A 23,803-nucleotide genomic window follows, 5' to 3' on the forward strand; every position below is an offset into this window, starting at 1 on the left:
CCCGCGAACTCGTCAGCACCCGGGCCGACCACGCTGTAGACAGCCTTGCCGGAGTGGAACCACTCCCGGGTCAGCCGGTTGCGGTCCAGGGGGAACACGCCGTTGAGGAAGGTGTCCCACTGCTGAATCGTCATCGTGCGGCCACCGCCGTCAACCAGACTCAGTTCATTGTCCAAACCGGCGTGCGACGTGCCGGTCCCGACGAAGAGTGCGGCAAAGGCGGCGATCATCGCCACCAGCACTCGACCCAGATGTTTCATGCTGACCCCTTGGTGCTTGTGGTGCTTGGTTGGTCTTCGGCGATCGGCGGCCCCGATCACCGAGGGTGCGGTGCGTCGTGACGGACCTCACAGCCAGTCATGACAAAAGCCTCATCGGCAACAGATGCAACATTGTTACCAGGTTGGTCAGAAAATTTCTCGGCGAATGCGGCGCGGCTACTTGACGTCGTTGTTCAGGCGGTCGCGCGCAGGCTCAATGACAGTAATAGCCGGACGTCGGGATCGCTCAGCGAGGTGGAAAGTACCTGCTCAAGGCGCCGAACCCGGTATCGGACGGTATTGGGGTGTACATGTAGCACCGCCGCGGCCGCCGCGACATCACCGAAGCTGTCCAGGTACACCCGCAGGGTTTCGGCAAGAACGGGCTCGGTTTCGCGTAGCCGGCGCACCCGCGGATCGACCAGCCGGGCGTCGGCGGCCACCAGAGTCACGATCTCGTCGAGCAACACCGTCGTGCGGGCCTCGGCCAGCGTCGTCACCTGACCGAACACCGGATGGCGCGCCGCGCTGTCGAAGACCCGGTCGATGTCGCGGCGTGCGCCTGCGGCTTCGGCCAGCCCGGCGATCGGGGCCGCGATCACCGCGTGCAAATCCAGTCCGAGCTCGGTACGCAGCGCGCCGATCGTGCCGCGGATCCACGATACGGCCGCCGCGGTGCGCCCGGAGTCCGGCAACAGCACGTAGACCCGCGACCCGTTGGCCGCCACCTGGGCGTCGGGCCGGAAAGCGCTGGCGCTCAACGCCAGAACGTCAGCCATCCGGGGGTGGGGGTCATCGGCGACGAAACCGATCACGGCGGCGCGCCCGTCGAGGGGGACGTCGAGTTCGCGCGCCAGCGTGGGCAGGTCCGCCCCGTCGGCGTCGGCCAGCCCGAGCAGCTGCTGCACCGCCAGGAGATGTGCCGACGGCCGCGCCGCCAGCCGGGCCATGATCCGGGCGGCCAGCACTGCCGCGCCGCGCAGCACCTCATCGGCGTCGTCGGCCAGGGGCCGAGAACCCTGCTGGACCCAGATGGTGCCGGTGAAGCCGGGCGCGCCCTGTCGATGAATGCCGATGGCCAGCCGCGGGCGCAGTCCCAACTCAGGGCGCTCGTCGACCGCGACGACGTCGGGCCCGGCGCGAAGCCGGTCGAAGATTCCCCATTGGGCGATCCAGCGCAGGTGTTCGGGCGGACCGGCGCGGCCGAGGATCGACAGCCGCCGAAGTTCGTCGGCTTCGTCGTTGGACGCCGAATACGCCAGCACATGCGATTGCGCGTCTTCGATGCTGACCATGCCGCGAACGCGATCGGCGATCGACTGTGCCAAGGCGAACAGATCGGTGCCCGAATCGGTCACCGAGTCGGCGCTCCGGTGTTCGAAGACGTGGTTGACCAGGCGATACAACCGCTCCCACCGGGCATTGGGGTCGACCGCCACGACGGCCGTTCCCGCGGCGACGGCGCGGTCGACGACTGCGTCGGAGGGTTCCTTGGCGAAGATCGCCGCCGGCGGACCGTGCGACGCGATCTGCCGGTCCAGCCAGCGCAGGGTGTCGGCGTCGGAGATCCCCAGCAGGAAGAACACATCCGCCGAGCCGACGCTGACCGACAGGCCCAAGCGGACGTCGTCACCGTCGATCAGCGCGGCCGACCCCACCGGGCGGTCCAGCCCCCGCGGCGCTTCGACGAGGCGGACCAGCGTCGCATCCAGGGCCAACACCAGTTGTCCCAGCCCGACACCGGCCTCACGCATATTGTCGGATTCTACTAGCAATGAAGAAGAGTCTTGTCTGATCAGCCAACAGTTTGTGGCGCGCCGGGCGCGATCCTGGTCTGCATGGACGCCCGCACCGAAGTTCCCGTTCCCGCCAACGAGCCGGTTCACGATTTCGCACCTCACTCCGCCGAGCGGGCCCGCCTCGCCGCGGCCCTGCACGATCTGTCCAGCAACCCCATCGACCTGCCGCATGTCATCGGCGGCCGCCACCGCCTCGGTGACGGCGAGCGCATCGACGTGGTCCAGCCACACCGGCACAGCGCCCGTCTGGGCACCCTGTCCAACGCGACCACCGCCGACGCCATGGCCGCGGTGGACGCGGCGATGGCCGCCAAACGTGAGTGGGCCGCAACCCCGTTCGACGAGCGAGCCGCGGTGTTCCTGCGCGCCGCCGACCTGTTGGCCGGCCCGTGGCGGGAGAAGATCGCCGCCGCCACGATGCTGGGCCAGTCCAAGACCGCCTATCAGGCCGAGATCGACGCGCCCTGCGAACTGGTCGATTTCTGGCGCTTCAATGTGGCCTTTGCCCGCCAGATCCTGGCCCAGCAGCCGCTCAGCAGCCCCGGCGTGTGGAACCGCACCGACTACCGACCGCTGGACGGATTCGTCTATGCCGTCACACCGTTCAACTTCACCGCCATCGCAGGCAACCTGCCGACCGCGCCGGCGCTGATGGGCAACACCGTGGTGTGGAAGCCGTCGATCACCCAGACCTTCGCCGCCTACCTGACGATGCAGCTGCTCGAGGCGGCCGGACTGCCGCCGGGCGTGATCAACCTGGTCGCCGGGGACGGGTATGCGGTGTCCGACGTCGTGCTGGCCGACCGCCGGTTGTCCGGTATCCATTTCACCGGATCCACCGCCACCTTCCAGCACCTGTGGCGCGAAGTCGGCACCCGCATCGCCGACTACGACTCGTATCCGAGGCTGGTCGGCGAGACCGGCGGCAAGGACTTCGTCGTCGCACACACCTCGGCGGACCCCGATGTGTTGCGCACGGCCTTGATTCGCGGTGCATTCGACTATCAGGGCCAGAAATGTTCGGCCGCGTCGCGGGCGTTCATCCCGCGCTCGGTGTGGCAGGCGATGGGCGACGATTTCCTCGGCGCCACCCAAGCGCTGACCTACGGCGACGTCGCCGACCTGTCGAACTACGGCGGGGCCGTCATCGACGCTCGCGCGTTCGCCAAGAACTCCCGTGCATTGGAAAGGGCCAAGAGTGCGCCCGGTGTCACCATCGCCGTCGGCGGCGAATGTGACGACAGTGAAGGCTATTTCGTGCGGCCGACCGTCCTGCTGTCCGACGACCCGGGCGACGAAGCCTTCAGATGTGAGTACTTCGGCCCGATCCTGGCCGTGCACGTCTATCCCGACGACGAGTTCGACGAACTCCTCGACGTCGTGGACCACGGGTCGCCCTACGCGCTGACGGGCGCCGTCATCGCTACGGACCGCGACGCGGTGCGGACCGCTGCCGATCGCCTGCGATTCGCCGCGGGCAACTTCTATGTCAACGACAAGCCGACCGGGGCCGTCGTCGGGCAGCAGCCGTTCGGCGGGTCGCGGGCCTCGGGCACCAACGACAAGGCCGGCTCGCCGCTCAACCTGCTGCGCTGGACGTCGGCGCGATCGGTCAAGGAGACCTTCGTCCCGCCCACCGACCACATCTACCCGCATATGGAGGTGCAGTGATGAGCGTCTTCGCCTACGTGGCGCGACCGGCGATCCTGGCGGCCAGTCGCTCAGATCGCTTGCGCCGCAGTGCCGAACGCATGCCGGTCGCCCGCGACGTCGTCGGCAGGTTCGTGCCCGGTGAGACGAAGGACGACGCGCTGGACGCGGTCACCGCGTTGCGCGACTCGGGCCGCTTGGTCAGTATCGACTACCTCGGGGAGGACGTCACCGACGTCGACGCCGCCGAGGCGACCGGCAAGGCTTATCTGCAACTGCTCGACGCGCTCGGCGCCCGCTGCGAGTACCGCGAGGCGACGGTGCGCGCGCTGGAGGTGTCGCTGAAACTGTCCGCCCTGGGCCAGTCGCTGCCCAGAGACGGCGACAAGATCGCGTTTGAGAACGCCCATACCATCTGCGCGCGGGCACAGGAGGTCGGCGCCTGGGTGACGATCGACGCCGAGGATCACACGACCACCGACTCCACCCTGTCGATCGTGCGCGACCTGCGCATCGAATTTCCTTGGGTGGGAACGGTTCTGCAGGCCTATCTGAAGCGTACCGAGGCTGACTGCGCCGAGTTCGCGGCCTCCGGCGCCCGGATCCGGTTGTGCAAGGGTGCCTACGACGAACCGGCGTCGGTGGCCTACCGGCACGCAGATGAGGTCACCGAATCCTACCTGCGCTGCCTGCGCACACTGATGGCCGGCGACGGCTATCCGATGGTCGCCTCGCACGACCCGGTTGTGATCACCGCGGCGGGCGAGCTGGCTCGCGAATTCGACCGTGGCACCGATGGCTTCGAATACCAGATGCTCTACGGCATCCGGGACGGCGAGCAGCGCCGCCTGGCGGACGAGGGCAATCACATGCGGGTGTACGTCCCGTTCGGCACGCAGTGGTATGGCTACTTCGTCCGTCGACTTGCCGAACGCCCAGCCAACCTGATGTTCTTTCTGCGAGCACTGACCCATCGCTAGACAGGGACCCCGCTGAGCGCACTGCACGCTGTCACTCTGCTGATCGCCGGTGTGCTCGGCGGACTGACCGGCAGCATCGCGGGCCTGGCCTCGGTGGCCACCTATCCGGCACTGCTCGCCGTGGGGCTCCCGCCGGTGACCGCGAACGTCACCAACACGGTGGCGCTGGTGTTCAACGGCATCGGCTCGGCCTGGGGATCGCGACCCGAACTGGCCGGGCAGGGGCGCTTCATCACCCGCGCAGCCCCGGTGACCCTTGCCGGCGGCGCGCTCGGCGCGGTACTGCTGCTGACCACCCCGGCGGACGCCTTCGAGAAGGTGGTCCCGGTTCTGCTGGCGGTGGCGTCGGCGGCGATCGTCACGCCACGAGGCACACCACATCCGGGCCGACGTCGCAGGGCGGTACTGGTGGCCGAGATGGCCGCGATGTTCGGGATCGCGCTGTACGGAGGCTATTTCGGCGCGGCAGCCGGGGTACTGTTCCTGGCGCTGCTGCTCAACGCCGGTGCCGACAGCCTGGCGCACGCCAACGCCGCCAAGAACATCCTGCTCGGGCTGGCGAATACCGTGGCCGCGGTGCTGTTCGGCATTCTCGCGCCCGTGCACTGGCTCGCCGTCATCCCGCTGGGCGCGGGCTGCCTGATCGGATCGCGGCTGGGGCCCATTGTCGTGCGACACGCACCGGCCACCCCGTTGCGGATCCTCATCGGTGTGGCCGGTCTGGTGCTGGCCGTCAAGCTCGGTTTCGACGCCTACCGCTGACTGCGGGCGCCAACGCCACCAGCGCCACACCGACAGCGAAACCGATACTGGCCGCGACGGGGAAACGCCCGTCGGGCGCGAACCCGAGCGCGGCGAAAACCGACATCGTCACCGCGATCGCGAGAGTGCCTGCGAACAACAGCACTTCGCCCAGCCGCGGCGGGATCGGGACGGCGATCGTGGGCAGCGCCGCCGAGAAGAGCCTGCGCCCCCACCACAAGAACACCAGCTCGACGGCGGCCACCCCCGCCAGAATCGCCACCCAGCCGAGCCGGAACCACCACCAGGCCGCCGTGCCGAGCGTCGGTTGCGGCAGCAGCCCGGTCGGATACCCAGCCAGGGCCACGATGACGACCGGCACCATGTGCCAGAGGTAGAGTGCCATCACGTTGTCGTTGGCGATCGCCAGAATGCGTTGGGCACGAGCCGATTTCAGCAGGACATTGACAGCTGGGACGGCAGCCAGCGCGATCCCGGCCTCGGTGCAGCCGAGGGCCAGGAGTGCCAGATTGGGCGGCCCGGTGTTGTCCACGACCGCCCCCGGAACGCCGATCATGCTCACCGGATACGGCCCGACGGTGACCAGCAGCACCAACACGAAGGCCGAACAGGCGGCGAGCACGACCGGCACCCGCCCGCGCAACTTGCCGTCATGCCAAGCGATTCCGAGCTGATAGAGCAGTCCCCACACCAGCAGGTAATTCAGCCATCCCACGTAGTGCAGATGTGCGGCGATCGTGGCCACGTCGATCGCGGCGATCGCCACCGTCATCACCACCGGCACCCACAAACCCCAGCGGCGGTGCAGGGCCACCGCAACCGGCGTCAGCGCCACCACCAGGACGTAGATGCCCAGGAACCACAGGTGCATGGCCACCGCCCAGGCGCCGAAATCCAGCTCTGAGCCGGCGACCCCGACCCCGTGCAGCACCGCCACCACCACCAACGCGAACACGACATAGACCGCCGTCGGCCCGATCGGTCGAACCAGCCTGCGGCGCAGCCACTCCTGGCGGGATTGCGTGCCGCTGCGGTGTGCCCATGACACGGCGCTGGCGTAGCCCGCGACCACGAAGAACACCGGCACCACCTGGAAGATCCAGGTCAACCACTGGGTCCAGGGCAGGTCGACGAGCGGGTTGTCCCGCCAGAACGCACCGTCGGAAAAGGTCAGCGACGCCGCCATCCAGTGCCCGACCACGACGAACAGCAGGGCAACCACCCGATACAGATCCATCGCGTGGTTGCGCACCGTCGTCGTCGCCGTGTCGGTCATCGATCTCCATTGTGGCCGACCGTTGCCGGGTTGGTAGGACGGCACGGGCAATGTTTGCTTGTCGCGGCGGTAGCCTGGGTCGAGACATAGGCGAGGGAGCGGAGGAGATATGGCGGACTTGCTGTTCGACGTCCGCCACATCAATTCCAGCGGCATCGGCACCTATATCCGAATGCAGCTCCCGCATCTGGGCGAAATTCTGCCGCGTAACGGCCTGAAATTGGCGATCCTGGCCGACGTGGATTCCACGCCGCACGTTGCGGCGAACACCGAGGTGGTGGTGGCGCGACCCGCGAATGCACCCATGTATTCGCTGGATGAGCAGCGAGTTTGGGATACGGCACTGAAGCAATGCCGGCCGCGGGCGATCTGGCTGCCGCAATATCCCTACCCGTTTCCGCTGCTGAAGCCCGCGAACCGCGATATCGCCGCATTCGTCACGGTGCACGACACAATTCAGCTGCTGCCACCGGAAATCAGCGATCAGAATTGGGCCAAGCGGGCATATGCGCGCACCATGTTCACGATTGATGCCCACAGATGTCGCGCGATTTTCACGCCGTCCGAGGCGACCGCAGACGCGCTTCGCCAGGTAGCCCGCTGTGCGCCGATCGTTTCACCCATTCCGGTCGGCGATGACTGGTTCGCCGACGTCGATCCGGCCTTGTCGCCGGTTCAGGGGCGATACCTGCTCTATGTCGGCAACGTGAAGCGCCACAAGAACCTGCCGATGCTGTTGCAATCCTTCGCCGACGTCGCTGACTCGATCCCGCACAAGCTGGTGATCGCCGGGGGCGGGGAGTCGTTGCGAACGCTCGACGAGCGGGTCCAGCAGGTGGCCACCGGCCTGGGCGATCGCGTGGTCCTGGCCGGGCGGCTGGAGTTCCAGGCGCTGCGCGCGCTCGTCGCCGGTGCCGAGCTTTTGGTGATGCCGTCGCTGTGTGAGGGAGCGGGGCTGCCGCCGTTGGAGGCGATGGCTTCCCGCACCGCCGTGCTGGCATCCAGCATTCCTGCGGTGAGGGAAACGTGCGGGGACGGGGCCGATTATTTCGACCCCACCGACAGCGCCGGCCTCGCGGCGCTGCTGCGCAAGTATTGTGGCGACGACGCGGCCCGCGCCGATTTGGCAGCCAGGGGTTGGTCGTATGTCACCCGGCGACAGGCCGAAGCGCCGTTCACCGCGGCCGTGGACACGATCGTCGCGGAGTTGCGAACGTGATGGCAGGAGTGCCTCGGCGGCACCTCCTGTTGGGGTTGCCCGCGATGGGAGTGGTCGTGGCGTTCGGACGCCATGAGGTGCATCGCACGGTGGACGTCCGTCACCACGGCGCCACAGGCGACGGTGTCACCGACGATGCGGCCGCGATCCGGCGCGCCGTCGCTGCGCTGAGACCGAACAGCACGCTGTACTTTCCAACCGGCACATATCGATTCGCCGACCGGCGCAAGAATGCCGATGCCGCGATCGTGATCGCCGGGCTCAGGGGGATTACCGTCGAGTTCGCCGCCGGTGCCGAGCTGGTGATGGACAACCTCGACCCGGACTCCGGCACGGGCACCGGCCACGGCATCCTGGTTCACGGGCCGGCCTCGGACGTGAAGCTGCGCAACGTCACCATCCGCTGGTCGCAATCGGCCACCCGGTCGATGGGCGACGGCATCCGCATCGTGGGCGACCCGTTCTCGCTCGGGTGGAATCACGGACCGGTCAACCGGGTCACGTTGTCGGACTGCTTGATTCACGGTAGCCCGCAGGCTGGCGTGATCATGATCGGGGTATCCGATATCCGTATCGCCGGGCTGCAGACGGAAGAAACCCGGGCCGACGGCCTGCATTTCAATGCGTGCAGGCGAGCGCGGATCGACAACTACACCGCCATCGGCGCCGGCGACGACGGACTCGCACTGGTCACCTACTACGCGCCCGAGAAATCCATTGACCCTGCCGCGCAGACCTTTTCGTTCCCCCATCTGACCCGGTGGTCCAACGACGAATTCGTCATCACCAACGTCGCCATCAAGGGCGGCCGGGCCAACGGCGTTCGACTGGCCGGTGCCCGCGGGGTGACGCTCGCGGGCCTTGCGGTCGTCGGAGTCGACGCCGGCGCCGCGGTCATGATCGATTCGGCCGCGCCGGGTAACGACGTCGGATGGCATTACGTGGCGTCGCGCGGGGTCAAGGTGTCGGACCTGGCCATCGATTCCTGCGAAACCGGCATCCACGTGCTCGCCCGCCCGAGCGACACCCCCGATCCGCGGTTCACCGGGTTCGACGTCGCGATAGAGGGGGCGGCGGTCCGCGGCTGTGCCAACTGGTCGGTACGTGCGGAATCGCTGAGCGGCCAGCGTGCCACCGGATTCGACCTGCGGTCCTGCACTGTCGAGGCGTCGTCATCGATCGGCGGCAACGGTGGTGTGGGACTTGCCAATACCCGATACAGCCGGCTGAATGCGGTATCGATCCAGCACACCGATGCGGTGCTGGTGTTCGCGGCCACCGACGTCGGCGATCTCGCCGTCGATCGGCTGGCCGTCACGATCACCGCCGGCGACCCCCCTGACGAGCCGGGGCCGTGCACGGGCTTCGAGAACTGTGACGGGGTGGTCGACGATCTGCGGATCGCCTGGGACAGTGCGCCGGCCGCGTGGTCGCCGCTGCACCTGGCCGACGACGCGTCGGGCGTTGGGCAATCGGCTCGCTTGACGATCCGGACCGGTTAGGGCGCTTACGCTTTCGGCCTGTCGTGCCGCTTGGTCATGGCCACGGTCAGCACCGAGCAACCCACCGTCAGCAGCATCAAGAAGATGACGATCCCGTAGGTCAGGATCTGGATCCGCCAGATCTCGGAGAAGCAATACGAGATCACGCCCCCGGAGCCGGCGATCACCGGGCCGTACCGGATCAGCCGGGCGAATAGGAAGCCGGCGAACCCGTAGATGAGAAATGTGTAGAACCAGCCCCACATCCCGAAATCGGCGTAGGTGTCGGCGAATACCGAGTTGGTGAAGAAGTTCGGTTCGAAGTGCACCGCGTAGTGGTACTCGTTCGCGTCCTTCCAGCTGTTGTCCTTGGTGATCTTCTTGAACTGCAGGAAGGTCGGCTTGATCGCGTCCGACGAGGTGATCGGATCGCCCGGGTTCTGCCAATCGCTGTCCATGATCGCGGTGGACACACCCAGCGAAACCTGAGCGGGCACAGTCAGATAGGCACCCATCTGGTAGAGGTTCATGACCAGCGGATTGGTGACGCCGGCCTCGCGGTAGTAGTTGGCGTTGCGGAAGTAGTTCATGGCGGTCAGGAGTCCGACTCCGATGACAAGGATGCCGACGACGACGCCGATCCGCTTGGCCGCGTTACCTGCACCGCGTACCGGTACCGGACGACTGCGCGCCCAGATCGCCAGGTAGACGAACCCGGCCATCAGTAGTGACAGACGGGAGGAGATCATCGCGCTGGTGAGTAGCAGACCCACCGCGATCAGCATGTACAGGAACGGAATGACTTTCTGGCGCCACAGGTAGATGCCGATCGGCGCGGCCAGGATGGTGGCGAAGCGCAGGGTTTGTCCGCCGGCCGTCTGGGACATCGCATTCGAGACGTCGTTTCCGGATTGGCTGGCCAGCGACGCCACGATCGAAGCAGGCCCGCCCACTTGGTAGATGGTGTACAGGATGCCCAGTGCCGCGACCGCGGTGACCAAGACGAAGTAGCGACGCTCCATCTGCGGCGTTGCGAGGTCGAGCCAGCCGGCGGCTCGTGATCGCCCGCTCGCGGAGCCGAGCCGCCAGCCGAGCATCGAGATCGAAATGACGGCCGCCCACCACAGCAGAAGGAGCGTGACGCCACCCGGGGTGGCGCGGGCCGGGACGGCGAAGCCGAGCAGTTTGTCCCAAGACGCCGGTCCGGAATGGACGTGCCGCCAGCCCAGTGCGATCGTCCAACCCAGCAAGCCCGCGAGGAAGGGGGCAAGCGCGAAAAATGCCGGGTTGAACCACCATCGGCGTACGACGGCGGCATAGGCGTCCAATCCGCCTGCGGACGGAGCTGGCAATGTGGTGTCGATCATCGGGGCTGCGGCCGTCGAAGGCGGACCTGGTATTCGGGTGCACCGCGCACTGCGGCCCAGTGATAGACCACGGCTGTCGCCATCTCGGCGATGGCGAAGCCGAGGAAGATCGCGGTGTTCGACCGCCAGATGAGCACGGCCGCAAGCCCGATGATCAGGTAGATCACGGTGCTGGTCGCCCGGATCCAGAAGACCAGGGCCGTCTCACCCGCCTTGCGCAGCGCGGCGAACGGCACGGTCGACAGGAGCATAAAGCCCTTCCACACGCACGCCAGAAGCAGCGCCACCGCACCCACGTTGGCCCACGCCGACCCGAAAACCAACTGGCCGAGGCCCGAGAACGCGACCGCGAGGACGGCGGCCAGACCGGCTGAGAAGATGACAGCGACGATCGCCACCTCACCCTTGTGCCCGTGCGCCAGCAGGCGGTAGCGACCGTAAGCCAGGATCGGCTCCAGGGCGCCGGACATGGTCGAGATGACCCGAAATGCCACGGAGGCAGCAGGTCCCAGCAGAACCAGCACGATCGAGGTGATGGCCGGCTGAACCGCGCCGACCACAGCGGTTTCGCCGGTGACCCAGCTCGCCCGGCGGACATCGGACGGTAGCATCAGGCCCCGCAGCGCGGTGCGAGGCCAATACCGGATGAGGATGGCGGCCACCGCACCCGATGCCAGCACCCGCACACAATTGTCGTTGTGGATGTGGGCCAGGTAGAGAGCGGCCACGCTGGCCACGCCCAGCAGCCCCGCCGAGAGCGCCTCCGTCTGCCAGCGGCCGGTGACCACGCCGATGGACCGAGACATCAGCAGGCCCGTCATGATTCCGATCGCGCTGAACATCAGCACTGCGGAATTGGCGACGGGTGGTCCGATGATCAGCAAGGCGCCCGACACCAGAGTCAGCACCGCCGTCCAGTTGGGCAGGCACAGGTCGTGGTCTGCGTCGGGGGTGGCGAGCCGGCCTTCCACGATGAACGCGTTGAACAGTTGGGCCACATAGACTCCGACCGCCAGCGCCAGCGCGAGGAAGCCCTGGTTCTCGATCGGTGCCACCCGCGCATAGACCGCGATGAACATCGCGGGAAACACATTGAGGGCCAGACCCGCCATGACCTGGACGACGGCCTGGACGTGTTTGCGACTGACCATAGAGGTGTCAGCTTCCCCGATGGGCAGCCAGGGTCTGCTCGACCACCTCGCGCATCCTGCGCCGGAACTCGGCCCGCGAGAACTCCTCGGCATGCCGCCGGATGTGCGCCGAATCGAAGGAACCGCGATCGAATTCGGCAAGGGCTGTGGCGAACGCGCTGATGATCGACGCGTCGTCGTCACCGTCGACCAACACTCCGGTCTCACCATCGACGACGCTGTCGCAGACACCGCCGACGCCGAGTGCCACAACCGGCGTGCCGCAGGCCATCGCCTCGACGGGAACGATGCCGAAATCCTCTTCACCGGGAAGTAGGCACGCCAGGGCCCGCCTCTGCAGGCTACGCAGATCATCGTCGGATACTCGGCCCAAGAACGTGATCGGCGCGTTGCCCGCAAGTCGTTTGTAGTCGTCGATCTTCCGGCCCCCGCCGGCGACCACCAACTTCACCTTGGCGGCCTTCGCGGCTTCGATGGCGATGTCCGGGCGCTTGTACGGCACGAGCCGGCCGGCCAGCAGGAAGAAGTCGCCGACCGGCTCGCCGGGATCGGGGGTGTAGAACTCGGTGTCGACCGGGGGGTGCACGACCAACGCGTCGCGCGACCAGTGTTCGGCGACCCGTCGGGCGACCGCACTGCTATTGGCTACGATCGTGGTGAGTTTGCCGCACGACTGCAGTTCGTTCTTGATCGCCAGTCGCGACAGCACGTCCAGCGCGGCCTTGCCGGCGAACGAATCAGCTTCGGATTCGCGCATTTTCGCATCCCAGGCCCATCGGGCCGGGGAGTGCACGTAGGCGATCGTCGCTCGGCTGCCCGCAGCTTGGGCGGCCGCGATCGCGAATGCGTGATGGCTGATCACCACCGCGTCCGCCGACCCGAAGTCACGGTGGCGCAGCCATCCCGGCGCCAGCGGGAGCAGTGGTGCGTAGCTGCGGTGCGCCATCATGCCGTAGGCGGTCGTCAGCCAGCCGGTCTCGACCCGGGCGGAGAAGCTGGCGCGGGTACGCCGGTCCACGATCGGGATGTGTACTGGCGCGCTGGGCCATTCGTAGGCCAGCTGTTCGGTGACCAATTCGGATCCCGCGATCTCGGTGAGCCGTTCGTGCACGATCGCGACCTGCCGGGCAGCGGTCCGCTTGTCAGGCTCAGTCATGATGACCCCCGGCGTCGGCCACCTGACGTGGCTCGGCTGGCGAACCACGACGGCCACCATGGCTGGTAGGTCACCGCGGCGACGCGGCGGGCGCTACTGGAATCCGTTGCCGCGCAGACTGTCCGGACCTGCGCCATGGTGTCGGCTTCCAGCCGGGCCACCAGCACGATCGTCGTCGCCCGTTCGACAGCGGCCGGGATCAGCGCAGAACCCCCGACGACGCCGGCGTCGATGATCAGCGTCTGCCGGCCGTCCGTCTGGGCCGGGTCGGGGATGTCGGTCTGCCGGGGATCGAGGGAGACGACCTGTACCGAACCCTCTTCTGCGGCTGCGGTCTAAAGCAGTGACGACACGGCACCGGCACCAGAGGTGGGCGACGCGCCGATGACGAGGATGGTCTGCGTCGGCCCGGCCGAGAAGCACTGCGCGTACAGCGTTCGGGCCAGTCGGGCCTTCCGCTCTCGCACCGAAAGCCGCGGTGGCGGTTCGCGCAGTTCCACCACCGGAATCAGTACGGTGTCAACGATGTCGGTCAAATTCGTGACCGACCACAGCCTCGCGGATCGGCGGCGGCGGGCGATCAGGGCGAGCGGCAACGCAGAACCGCCGAGAAACGCGCCAATCGCCGCGCCCAGCAAGCCCGGATGTGCGCTGTTGGTGTCGGCCGTCGGCGGCTGCACGATCGGAACGATGCTCGATTGACCGGCCAGCAACACGACACTTTCCCGCAGCCGCTGGATCTGTTCGAGCCGCGGCGGGTCGTTGGCGCTGATCTGCTCCCACTGGGACAAGGTCGGAAGCAGAGTGCGCAGCTCTTGGTCGGCCCGCGCCGCCAACTGCTGGCTGTAGAGGTCGATGGCGGTCTGCACGGTACGGATCGCGGCTTCACTGCTCGATGCCGTGGTGCTGATGGTGATCACCGACGATCGCCCGTTCTGATCCACGGTCAGTTCAGCGGGGCGGGTCTTTCCGGTTTTTTCGCCCACCGCCTGGGCGAACGCGTCACCGGACAGGTACGCGACCTCGCCGGCGACATAGCGGTCGAGGTTGTCCTGGGTGTTCGGTGTGGTCTGGGCCGCGCCGCCGGCGATCGCGCTCAGATCGGCGGGTTGAACGATCCGGATGAGCGCTGTGGCAGTGGTCTTGAAGCTCAAGAATGTCAGCGCCAAGCCACCGACGATCGCTCCGATGACGATGCCGATGGCAGCCGCGGTGAGGAGCCGTGCAATCCACGAGCGGCGCTCGAGGGGTGACGGTGCGCTCGGTGCCGATGCCGCCGGGCGAGGGATGCTGGCGGGCACGGTCACGGTGCTTCGTCCTCAATTCGCAATGCGATCCATCCATGTCGTCCCGTAGACGCGCTTATCGAGCGCGATGGGGTTACCCATCGATCTTCTCGACTCGCACATTTGTACTTTTGATGACTCCCACTTTGCACCGCCGACGCCGATTCGCTGCGGAAATGTGCTCGAAAAGTTTGCATCGACGGCGAGTTCGGTCCTCGGATAACGCATCGGCGTGATCTTGCGGCGGTATCGTCCAACCCACGAATCGGTCGAAACGTCACGACGAAAGTGGAGTTGCGTGGAGCTGCGAGCCTGCCTCCGGCGAGGCTGCTGATGCGTCGGTGGTTGATGACACTTCTGGGAACGTGGCTGCTGGTCGCGCCGACGGGATCGGCGCTGCTTATCGAACCACCCTCCGCGCGTGCGGATCCCGACGTCACTGTCGTCGCGGCGGCAACCGATTTGACGCTTAGCTGGGCCCAGCTCGGATTGCCGAGGGGCGTCGATTTCCCGACCACCAACGTCAATCAGGACTTTGCTGTTCCACTTCCGACCGGATTTCGCCCCACCCGGTTACGCGGCCTCGTTCACGCTCCGGTGAACATTGCCGGGGGCTACCTCGAAATCGATGACGACCGAGGCACTTTTCTCGCCGCAGTGAATTTGCCGACCGCCCAAACGGCAGATCAAGTCGTGCTGCCCTTCGACGTCGATATCGCCGCCGCCCATGTCGGGGACGCGACCTTCGGTCTGTCGTTCACGGTGCGGCAGGTCAATCCCGAAACCCAGAACTGCGGCCCGCAGCAGACGCTGAACATCACCGACCTCGCGACCGTCTTCACCGGGGCGGAACCGGCGCCCACCTCGATCGCGACGTTCTTTCCCGCGGTTCTTCAGCGGGTCGTGCTGTACGCGCCGGCCGATGCCGATCGGTCCGAGCAGCAGGCGGTGCTGACCCTGGCGTCGACATTGGCCCGGGCTTACCGGCCTCAGACGATCGCGATCACCGTCGCCGAGCAGCCTCGGGGTGCCACGCCGCCGCCCGCCGGACCGATGGCCCGCGCAGTTCTGGTCGAACGCGGTACTGCCGCACTCGACATCGTCGGTGCTGGGACACCGGAAGCCTTTCTTCGGGTTTCGGGCCGCGACGACCAGTTGACGGCCCAGGTGTCGCTGCTGATCAACCAGGTTCAAGACCTGGCACAGACGCCCCAGGCTCGCGTCGACCAAGCCGGGTCGCGCAAGGCCGGCTCCACCGACAGCGCGACGTTCGGGCAGTTGCAGATGACCGGGAATGTCGACGTCCTGCGGACGGCCACCCTGACCGTCGGCGCCGATCGTGCTGCGCTCAGCGACGGCCGGATCGACAGCGTCCGGGTGCATCTGCTCGCCGACTACACGCCGGTGCCCAAGGAGGACAGCGCGACAGTGATGGTGCGGGCGGGCAATACCGTGGTGTTCAATTCGGCGCTCAATGACAGCGGGCGGTTGGACGCCACCTTCGATCTGCCCGGTCAAGCGCTCACCGAGCGGATCGTTCTGAACTTCGCGCTGACATACACCCCGCGGATGATCTGCTCGCCGATGATCGCGCCGATCACCTTCCAACTCGACCCGCGATCAACGGTGTCGCCGCATCGCGGTGGGCACGCAACGGGCGGATTTCGTTCGCTGCCTTCGGAATTCAGCCCCAACTTCCTGGTGGCGCTCGACGGGAGCGGCCCGGGTCAACTCGGCTATGCCACCCGGCTCGTCGTCGACATGGCCAGGACCACCAGCGCGGATCTGACGCCGCGAGTGGTCGACCTCAAATCGGCGGCCGAGTCGAAGGTCGGCGCACTGATCGTGGCCAACTCGACCACCCTCGAGCAGACGACGCTGAACCCGCCGATCACCGGTGATCAATCCTCGGTCAGTCTCGATCTGCCCACCGTGCTGCGGGCCGATGTCGGTTCGGGCCTCGGTTCTATCCAGGCCTTCGCCGACGCGCCGCGGGACCGGACCGTCGTCCTCGTCACGACCACCGCGAACTGGTCGCTTGTCGATCCGCTGTTCGGCTACATCGAGCAGCTACCCGACGGTTGGTCGCAACTGACCGGGGATGTGCTGGCCGCAGGGGCACAGGGGGTTCCAGCGGGGGTGTCGATACGCGATACCAGAGTCGCCACCGCGCCTGCCCAGAGCTCGTCGGCGCTGCCCGTCGGCACGGTGTTGGGGTTGCTCGGGGCCTTCGCACTCGGTATCGCGGTGGCGTGGTTGTGGCTGCGGCTGATCAGGCGGGGACCGCGGAGACCGGCATGACGACGCTGCCCCGGCAGGGACCGGACGAGATGTCGGTGTGCCAGGTGCCGCGCAGTGATCCGTCGGGCTGCGGCGTGTAGAAGGCCCACGAGGTGGCGGGACTCCACTGCTTCTGATAGCCGTCGCCCAGGAAGCAGTCCCACACCCAGTCGTAGGTGGTGGCCCACTCCGATCCGTTCCAGGTGTAGCGGGTCGGCTGCGGGATGGTCGGGTTACCGGGTGCTGGGCCGTCGACGACGGTGGCCACACACCTGCCGCCCGAGCACGCGGTCGCCAGGGTGAACACGGCGCCGAAGTCGTTTTCCTTCTGATGGGTCGCCGGACTGGTGCCCGCCTTCTGCGAGGCATAGGTCACCATCTGGTAGCGGCCGTTCCAGGCCAGCGGCTGACCGTGCGCCGAGGCGGGGGACAGCAGTCCCGCGGCGCAGATCGTCGCGGTGGCCAACAGCGTGGCACCCCAACTGTGGCGGCTCATGACTCCTCGAACGTCGTTGCGAGTAATCAGCGTAGCCGTCAGAAAACCTCATCTGTCACATCCGCCCCACGGCGTGCCGGTCACGATTCGGCCACCGTCACGACTCGAAACGCTCCCTGAGCAGCAACAGCCCGTACGCGGCGATCGACTGGGCGTCGGTGATCTCGCCGGAGCGGACCATGTCCTCGAACCGGCTGCGCTCGAACCATGCGAAGTGCATGTCCTGTTCCTCGTGCTCACGGTCGTGCTCGCCCTCGGTGATATCGGTGGCCAGGAAGACCGAGCCGCGCTGACTGCTCATCCCCGCAGCGATGTCGAGGCGGCCCAGCACCACGAACGAGCCCGCGGTCAGGCCGGTCTCCTCGCGCAGCTCGCGCACCGCGAGTTCGGCCGGTGCGACCGCGGCACGGTCCGGGGCGGTGCCCTGGGGGAATTCCCAGCGGCGTTCACCCAGCGGGTACCGGTACTGCTCGACCAACGCCAGCCGATCACCGTCGACGGCGATGATCAGCGCGTAGTCGGGTTTGTCGACGACTCCGTAGATGCCGGTGGAACCGTCCGGTCGCCGGACGACGTCCTCACGCACGGTCAGCCAGTTGTTGCGGTACACCTCGCGCGACGAGACCTGGGTGGTGGGCTTCACCAGGCCAGTATCTTCGTCTACCGTCGGCGACGTGCTGCTGGCCTCCCTGAATCCGGCCGCCGTCGCCGCCGGAGCCGATATCGGCGACGCCGTGCGCATCGACGGCGCTGTGCTGTCTCGTAGTGATCTCGTCGGCGCGGCCACCTCGGTGGCCGAGCGGGTGGGCGGCGCCGGCCGGGTGGCCGTCTTGGCGACCCCTACCGCGACGACGGTGCTTGCCGTGACCGGCTGCCTGATCGCCGGGGTGCCGTTCGTGCCGGTGCCCGCGGACGTCGGCGTCGCGGAACGGGCGCACATCCTCTCCGACTCCGGCGCCCAGGCCTGGCTCGGGGAGCTGCCCGCCGACCTCGGCGGCCTTGCGCACATTCCGGTCCGGTTGCACGCGCGGTCGTGGCACCGCTACGCCGAGCCGCCGCCGCAGAGTACGGCCATGGTCATGTACACCTCCGGCACCACCGGGCTGCCCAAGGGTGTGCTGATCAGTCGTGGCGCGATCGCCGCCGATATCGACGCCCTGGCCGAAGCCTGGCAGTGGAGTCCCGACGACACTCTGGTGCACGGCCTGCCGCTGTTCCACGTGCACGGGCTGATCCTCGGGCTGCTCGGCTCGCTGCGGGTGGGAAATCGCTTCGTGCACACCGGAAAACCGACTCCGGCAGGCTATGCCGCCGCCGGTGGCAGTTTGTATTTCGCGGTTCCGACGGTGTGGTCGCGGGTGGTGGCCGATACCGCCGCCGCGAGCGCGCTGTCCTCGGCGCGGCTGCTGGTGTCGGGCAGTGCGCCGCTGCCGGTTCCGGTTTTCGACCGGCTCGCCGAACTCACCGGTCACGCGCCCGTCGAGCGGTACGGCAGCACTGAGTCCCTGATCACCGTGAGCACCCGAGCCGACGGCGAACGCAGGCCGGGGTGGGTGGGCCTGCCGCTGACCGGGGTGCAGACCCGGCTGGTGCGCGAGGACGGTTCGGTCGCCGAGCATGACGGGGAAACCATTGGCAGCCTTCACGTCAAGGCGCCCACCCTGTTCGACGGCTACCTCAATCGGCCCGATGCCACGGCCGAGTCGTTCGATCCCGACGGCTGGTATCGCACCGGGGACGCCGCTGTAATCGACGGCGGCGGTATGCACCGCATCGTCGGGCGCGAGTCGGTGGACCTGATCAAATCCGGCGGCTTCCGGGTCGGGGCGGGTGAAGTGGAGACGGTGCTACTGGGCCATTCCGGGGTCGACGAGGTGGCCGTGGTCGGCCTGCCCGACCCCGACCTCGGGCAGCGCATCGTCGCGTTCGTGGTCGGTGACGCCAAACCCGACGAGCTGATCAACTATGTGGCCGAGCAACTTTCGATCCACAAACGGCCGCGGGAGGTGCGGATCGTCGACTCGCTGCCGCGTAACGCGATGGGCAAAGTCGTCAAAAAGGAGCTGATGAAATGACGCTGCGGTTCAGCGAGGTCTGCATCGACGCCCACGACATCCATGCGCTGTCCGCGTGGTGGTCGACGGTGCTGGGCTGGCCGGCCGAGCCGACCGACGACGGTGACGTCGCACTGCGCGCACCCGCCGGCGCCGGGCCGGACTGGCTGTTCCTGGAAGTGCCCGATGCCAAAACGGTGAAGAACCGCATTCACTTCGACTTCACTCCCGACGATCAGCAGGCCGAAATCGAGCGCGTGCTGGAGCTTGGGGCCCGCCACGTCGACATCGGTCAGGGGGAGCAGAGCTGGGTGGTGCTGGCCGACCCGGAAGGCAACGAGTTCTGCATCCTGGCCGGGGAATAGCGCGCTCGTCAAGGGCCGCCTAGTTGGCGTGCAGCGCCTCGTTGAGCGCGATGCCCTTACCGTCGCGGCCGACGACCTCCACCGCTCCGGTCACCGAATTGCGCCGGAACAGAAGGTTGTTCGCGCCAGAAAGGTCACGCGCCTTCACGGTCGTGCCGTCCGGGGTGGTGACCTTGGTACCTGCTGTCACGTACAGGCCGGCCTCGACGATGCAGTCGTCGCCCAGCGAAATGCCCAGTCCCGCATTCGCACCCAGCAGGCAGCGCTTGCCGACCGAGATCACCTGAGTGCCCCCACCGGAGAGCGTGCCCATGATCGAGGCGCCGCCGCCGACATCGGAGCCGTCGTCGACGACCACGCCCGCCGAAATCCGGCCCTCCACCATCGAGGCGCCCAGCGTTCCGGCGTTGAAGTTCACGAAGCCCTCGTGCATGACGGTGGTGCCCGGGGCCAGGTGCGCGCCGAGGCGGACCCGGTCGGCGTCGGCGATCCGCACCCCGGTCGGCATCACGTAGTCGACCATCCGCGGGAATTTGTCCACGCCGTACACCGTCACGTGGCCGCGGCGGCGCAGCCGAAGCCGGACTGCTTCGAAGCCCTCGATCTGGCACGGCCCGAAGTTGGTCCACACCACGTTGGTCAGCACCCCGAAGATGCCGTCGAGGTTGCACCCGTGCGGTTCGACCAGGCGGTGCGACAGCAGGTGCAGCCGCAGGTAGGCGTCGTAGGTGTCGGCCGGCTTGTCGTCCAGGTCGGCGATCACCGTGCGCACGACGATGGTCTCGACGCCCCGCGCCGCATCGGTGCCGGCCAAGGCGGCCAGATCCTCGGGTGCGTCGTCGGCCGAAAGCCGGGTGCTGCCCGACGGGCTGTAGGCACCCAGTTCGGGGTTGGGGAACCAGGTGTCCAGGACGGTGCCGTCCTCGGTGATGGTGGCCAGTCCGACGCCCGCAGCAGAAGTCACGGTGCTCCACGGTAATACATTGGTGCCGCCCGCTAGCCTGGGAAGTTGTGCCGGACACTTCACTAGACCTGAGCGCAGACCCGATCGCGCTGACTGCCGCGCTCGTCGACATTCCGAGTGTGTCGCGCGACGAGGCCAGGATCGCCGACGAGGTGGAAGCCGCGCTGCGGGCGCAGGCGAAAGGCTACGAGATCGTCCGCAACGGTCACGCGGTGCTGGCCCGCACGAACTTCGGCCTGCCGTCGCGCGTGGTGCTGGCCGGCCATCTGGACACCGTCCCGATCGCCGACAACGTACCGTCCCGGTTCGAGGGCGACCACCTGTTCGGCTGCGGCACATCGGACATGAAATCCGGTGACGCGGTGTTCCTGCACCTGGCCGCCACGATCGCCGAGCCGGCCCACGACATCACCCTGATCATGTACGACTGCGAGGAGATCGAAGCCTCGGCCAATGGCCTGAACCGCATCGAACGGGAGCTGCCGGACTGGTTGGCCGCTGACGTCGCGATCCTGGGTGAACCGTCCGGCGGCTACATCGAGGCGGGCTGCCAGGGCACCCTGCGGGTGGTCATCTCCGCCGCCGGCACTCGCGCGCACTCGGCGCGATCATGGTTGGGCGACAACGCTATTCACAAACTCGGTGCCGTGCTGGACCGGCTCGAAGCGTATGACGCCCGCATGGTCGACATCGACGGCTGCACGTACCGCGAAGGGCTGTCGGCGGTGAAGATCTCCGGCGGGGTGGCCGGCAACGTCATCCCCGACGCGGCCGAACTGACCGTCAACTTCCGGTTTGCCCCGGACCGCTCACCGGAGACCGCGCTGGCCCACGTGCGCGAGGTGTTCGACGGGCTCGACGTGCATCTGGAGCAGACCGACGCGGCCGCGGGCGCGCTGCCGGGGCTGCATCACCCCGCGGCGGCGGCGCTGGTGGCCGCTGCCGACGGGATGGTGCGTGCCAAATTCGGCTGGACCGACGTCGCCCGGTTCGCCGCGCTGGGCATCCCCGCCGTGAACTACGGGCCCGGCGACCCGAACCTGGCGCACACACGCGACGAACGGGTGGCACTCGCGCAGATCACCGCCGTCGCCGATACGCTGCGCCGCTACCTGACGGCCTGACGGGCCCTCTCCACTTCAGCGGCGGCGCGGGTATCGCCCAGCCGGACCGCCTCGTTCCATGCCCACAGCGCCACTCCCAGCTGGCCGCTGCGCTCGGCACCGCGAGCGGCCTCCCGCACGGCGTCGATCGACGCATCGGTGTCCTCCATCGCCGCCAGCTGCCAGGCCCGCGCCACCCCCAGCTCGGGGGCGAACAAGGCCGACTTGGTGCCGTGTTTGGACTCGGCGCGGCTGAGCGCCTTCGCCGACTCGGCGATCTCGCCCTGCTGGGCCAGCGCGCTCGCCAGGTACATCAGCGACAGCGGTCCCCACGAATAACCGGTTCGCTCCAGCGTCGCCGCCGCCGGGCCCAGCAGCCGCGCCGCACCCGCCGGATCGCCCTGTGCGATCAGCACCTGGGCCATCAACACCTCACCGATCGACCGGCCGGGCTGGGCCAGTTCGGCGAAATCGGTGAATTGCCTGGCGGTTTCGTGCGCCCTCTCCGGCTGCCCAGTCATCAGCAGCGTCGTCGTCTGCGCCAGGCCGACAGTGAACCGCAGCAGCCCGGGATGCTCGGCGCCCAGCGCTCGATCCACCAGCGCGCCGACCTGATCGAAGCGGCCCATCCGCGCCGAACACAGTGCCGCCGCGCTCGCCGCCCACGCCACCGCCATGTCCTCTGCCTCCGGGGCGGCCAGCACCTCGGCGGCGATCTGAACCGACCGCGCCAGGTTGCCGGCGTTCATGGCGAATGTCGCCGACAGTGCATCCAGCGTCAGGCGGTCGGCCGCCGTGCTGATCCGTTTGCGGGTGTTCTGCAGGAATGCCGTGGCGCGTTCGGGTTCCGAGAGCATCCAGAACTGGTTGGCCGCCCGTGGCAACGCCCACGCCATCAGCTGCGCCTCGGTCAGCGCCTCGGCATCCACGGCGCCCAACACCGAATCGGCTTCGCGGCCCCGGCCCTGCCAGGCCAGCGCGTAACTCAGCGCCAGCCGCGCATCGAACCGCTCGCAGCGCTGCAGTGCCGAATCGGCGAGCCGTTCGGCGACCCTCAGATCGCCCAGCCGCAGCGCCTGCTGGGCCGCGGCCACCACATCGTCGACGGGCTCGGGGGCGTCGCTGTCGGTGGCCAGCACCGCCCGGCCCAGCAGGTCGGCCAGGTCGCGGCACGGCCGGGTGTCCAGCTGTGTGACGACCTCGGTGCGTAGCCGGCGCACGTCGGCCGGATCGGCGGCCCTGGCCAGCCGCTCGATGAACAACGGATGACCCGCATAGACCATCGACCCGAAAAGAACTGCCGCCCCGGTGATTTGGGCCTGATCGACGGCGTCGCCACCGGCCAGTGCGGACAGGTCGACCTGTGACAGCGGCTCGTGCACCGCCAGATAGGTCAGCGCCGTACGCGCCGGGGACGGCAGCCCGGCGACGTACGCGTCGACGAGTGCCTCCAGGGAGGTTGCCGCCGAGCGGGTCTGCATCAGCATCCGCAGCTCAAGCGGGTTGCCGCCGCTGCGCTGGTAGGCGTCCTCGCGCGGCTCGTCCAGTGCGCTCAGCACGGCCCGGGTCTCGGCCTCGTCCAGCGGGCCGATCTCCAGGCGGGCCAGCAGCCCGTCGTCCCACAGTGCCGATACTGCCGAGGGCAGCGCGGCCACTGCCGACGGCAGGGCTCCCGACGACAGCGGTCCACCCGTCCGGACCGTCACGACCAGCCGGCCCGGCGCCTCGCGGGCCAACTGGTACACCAGTGTGGCCGAGAGCGGGTCGAGCAGATGGGCGTCGTCGACGACGATCAGGGTGCTGTCTGCTTGGGCCAGTAGGGAATCCAGCGCCGAGCGGATCAGTGCGGCCGGCTTGCCGACCTCGGTGACCTCCACCAGCGAGCCGAACGCCCCGAACGGCACGGCGGCCTGCGTCGCGGTGGCGATCACCCGCACCGGATTCTTCTCACCGAGCCGGTCGGCGATCTGCTCGGCCAGCGTCGTCTTACCGGTCCCGTCGGCACCCAGGATGGCCACGCCGCTGTGGGCCGCCAGCAGTTCGATCGCGCTGTCGAGGGACTGGCGAGGCGCGAGCGGCCACCGAATCGGCATAGCCGGACTTTATTTGCCGGCCGCGCACCGGCAGGGCAATAGCGCAGAATTCGGCTGCGTT

20 protein-coding genes are annotated in these 23,803 nt (G+C 67.9%); 9 read left to right on the top strand and 11 right to left on the bottom strand.

Annotated elements, in window-relative coordinates; all coding sequences use genetic code 11:
* Both HPC46_RS15750 and HPC46_RS15755 read right to left on the bottom strand, forming a co-directional pair.
* The coding region (locus tag HPC46_RS15750) for an MspA family porin (protein WP_179471437.1) at positions 1-260 on the bottom strand (260 nt) is incomplete at its 3' end.
* 194 nt (positions 261-454) lie between these two features.
* Positions 455-2,014, bottom strand: a complete 1,560-nt coding sequence (locus tag HPC46_RS15755) for a PucR family transcriptional regulator (RefSeq protein WP_179471439.1) — start codon at positions 2,012-2,014, stop codon at positions 455-457.
* Between the two features lie 84 nt (positions 2,015-2,098).
* Here HPC46_RS15755 and pruA point away from each other — a divergent pair, with 84 nt between their 5' ends.
* From pruA to HPC46_RS15770, 3 genes are read left to right on the top strand one after another with little or no spacing between them, the layout of a single operon-like run.
* Positions 2,099-3,730 (top strand): L-glutamate gamma-semialdehyde dehydrogenase, encoded by a 1,632-nt coding sequence (gene pruA / locus HPC46_RS15760; protein WP_179471441.1) that lies wholly within the window; start codon positions 2,099-2,101, stop codon positions 3,728-3,730.
* On the top strand, positions 3,730-4,689 hold the full coding sequence (locus HPC46_RS15765; RefSeq protein WP_179471443.1) for a proline dehydrogenase family protein: 960 nt from the start codon (positions 3,730-3,732) through the stop codon (positions 4,687-4,689). The genes pruA and HPC46_RS15765 overlap by 1 nt, the downstream gene beginning before the upstream one ends.
* 51 nt (positions 4,690-4,740) lie before the next feature.
* Positions 4,741-5,451 carry a sulfite exporter TauE/SafE family protein gene (locus HPC46_RS15770; protein ID WP_179471445.1) on the top strand — a complete coding sequence of 237 codons (711 nt, stop codon included), beginning with the start codon at positions 4,741-4,743 and terminating at the stop codon, positions 5,449-5,451.
* Here the strand turns inward: HPC46_RS15770 and HPC46_RS15775 are convergent.
* Positions 5,423-6,727: an acyltransferase family protein gene (locus tag HPC46_RS15775; protein WP_179471447.1), complete on the bottom strand. Its 1,305-nt coding sequence runs from the start codon at positions 6,725-6,727 to the stop codon at positions 5,423-5,425. The genes HPC46_RS15770 and HPC46_RS15775 overlap by 29 nt on opposite strands.
* A gap of 109 nt (positions 6,728-6,836) precedes the next feature.
* Between HPC46_RS15775 and HPC46_RS15780 the strand changes: the two genes are divergently transcribed.
* Positions 6,837-7,946, top strand: a complete 1,110-nt coding sequence (locus HPC46_RS15780; RefSeq protein WP_179471449.1) for a glycosyltransferase family 4 protein — start codon at positions 6,837-6,839, stop codon at positions 7,944-7,946.
* Positions 7,946-9,448 carry a glycosyl hydrolase family 28-related protein gene (locus HPC46_RS15785; protein ID WP_179471451.1) on the top strand — a complete coding sequence of 501 codons (1,503 nt, stop codon included), beginning with the start codon at positions 7,946-7,948 and terminating at the stop codon, positions 9,446-9,448. The genes HPC46_RS15780 and HPC46_RS15785 overlap by 1 nt, the downstream gene beginning before the upstream one ends.
* A gap of 5 nt (positions 9,449-9,453) precedes the next feature.
* On the opposite strand, the gene HPC46_RS15790 is transcribed toward HPC46_RS15785, so the two are convergent.
* The 4 genes from HPC46_RS15790 to HPC46_RS15805 all read right to left on the bottom strand — a co-directional run bounded on the left by HPC46_RS15790 (position 9,454) and on the right by HPC46_RS15805 (position 14,408).
* Positions 9,454-10,794 carry a hypothetical protein gene (locus HPC46_RS15790; protein WP_233716450.1) on the bottom strand — a complete coding sequence of 447 codons (1,341 nt, stop codon included), beginning with the start codon at positions 10,792-10,794 and terminating at the stop codon, positions 9,454-9,456.
* Positions 10,791-11,945: a hypothetical protein gene (locus HPC46_RS15795; protein ID WP_179471453.1), complete on the bottom strand. Its 1,155-nt coding sequence runs from the start codon at positions 11,943-11,945 to the stop codon at positions 10,791-10,793. The genes HPC46_RS15790 and HPC46_RS15795 overlap by 4 nt, the downstream gene beginning before the upstream one ends.
* 7 nt (positions 11,946-11,952) lie before the next feature.
* Positions 11,953-13,101 carry a glycosyltransferase gene (locus tag HPC46_RS15800; protein ID WP_179471455.1) on the bottom strand — a complete coding sequence of 383 codons (1,149 nt, stop codon included), beginning with the start codon at positions 13,099-13,101 and terminating at the stop codon, positions 11,953-11,955.
* Positions 13,102-13,436: 335 nt separating this feature from the next.
* On the bottom strand, positions 13,437-14,408 hold the full coding sequence (locus HPC46_RS15805; protein ID WP_179471457.1) for a hypothetical protein: 972 nt from the start codon (positions 14,406-14,408) through the stop codon (positions 13,437-13,439).
* 327 nt (positions 14,409-14,735) lie between these two features.
* On the opposite strand from HPC46_RS15805, the gene HPC46_RS15810 reads away from it, so the two are divergent.
* On the top strand, positions 14,736-16,688 hold the full coding sequence (locus HPC46_RS15810; RefSeq protein WP_233716451.1) for a hypothetical protein: 1,953 nt from the start codon (positions 14,736-14,738) through the stop codon (positions 16,686-16,688).
* Here HPC46_RS15810 and HPC46_RS15815 read toward each other — a convergent pair.
* Positions 16,660-17,163, bottom strand: a complete 504-nt coding sequence (locus HPC46_RS15815; protein ID WP_005147013.1) for an Rv2253 family sensor-like surface protein — start codon at positions 17,161-17,163, stop codon at positions 16,660-16,662. The genes HPC46_RS15810 and HPC46_RS15815 overlap by 29 nt on opposite strands.
* A 97-nt stretch (positions 17,164-17,260) precedes the next feature.
* Positions 17,261-17,806: an NUDIX domain-containing protein gene (locus HPC46_RS15820; RefSeq protein ID WP_179471459.1), complete on the bottom strand. Its 546-nt coding sequence runs from the start codon at positions 17,804-17,806 to the stop codon at positions 17,261-17,263.
* 31 nt (positions 17,807-17,837) lie between these two features.
* Here HPC46_RS15820 and HPC46_RS15825 point away from each other — a divergent pair, with 31 nt between their 5' ends.
* Together HPC46_RS15825 and HPC46_RS15830 are read left to right on the top strand one after the other, a co-directional pair.
* Positions 17,838-19,238: an acyl-CoA synthetase gene (locus HPC46_RS15825; RefSeq protein ID WP_179471460.1), complete on the top strand. Its 1,401-nt coding sequence runs from the start codon at positions 17,838-17,840 to the stop codon at positions 19,236-19,238.
* The gene (locus HPC46_RS15830) at positions 19,235-19,582 is read left to right on the top strand and encodes a VOC family protein (protein WP_179471462.1); all 348 of its coding nucleotides are present in this window, start codon (positions 19,235-19,237) and stop codon (positions 19,580-19,582) included. Before HPC46_RS15825 ends, HPC46_RS15830 begins: the two co-directional genes overlap by 4 nt.
* Before the next feature lie 19 nt (positions 19,583-19,601).
* Here the strand turns inward: HPC46_RS15830 and dapD are convergent, their stop codons facing one another.
* Positions 19,602-20,546, bottom strand: a complete 945-nt coding sequence (gene dapD, locus HPC46_RS15835) for a 2,3,4,5-tetrahydropyridine-2,6-dicarboxylate N-succinyltransferase (RefSeq protein ID WP_179471464.1) — start codon at positions 20,544-20,546, stop codon at positions 19,602-19,604.
* A 47-nt stretch (positions 20,547-20,593) separates the two neighbouring features.
* Between dapD and dapE the strand changes: the two genes are divergently transcribed.
* Complete coding sequence (dapE, locus tag HPC46_RS15840) at positions 20,594-21,670, top strand: succinyl-diaminopimelate desuccinylase (RefSeq protein ID WP_179471466.1); 1,077 nt, start codon at positions 20,594-20,596, stop codon at positions 21,668-21,670.
* On the opposite strand, the gene HPC46_RS15845 is transcribed toward dapE, so the two are convergent.
* Positions 21,655-23,742: an ATP-binding protein gene (locus tag HPC46_RS15845; protein WP_179471468.1), complete on the bottom strand. Its 2,088-nt coding sequence runs from the start codon at positions 23,740-23,742 to the stop codon at positions 21,655-21,657. The genes dapE and HPC46_RS15845 overlap by 16 nt on opposite strands.
* Between the last annotated feature and the right edge of the window lie 61 nt (positions 23,743-23,803).

The sequence above is a fragment of the Mycolicibacterium vinylchloridicum genome (genome assembly GCF_013404075.1).
In the GTDB taxonomy this organism is placed as follows: Bacteria; Actinomycetota; Actinomycetes; order Mycobacteriales; family Mycobacteriaceae; genus Mycobacterium; species Mycobacterium vinylchloridicum.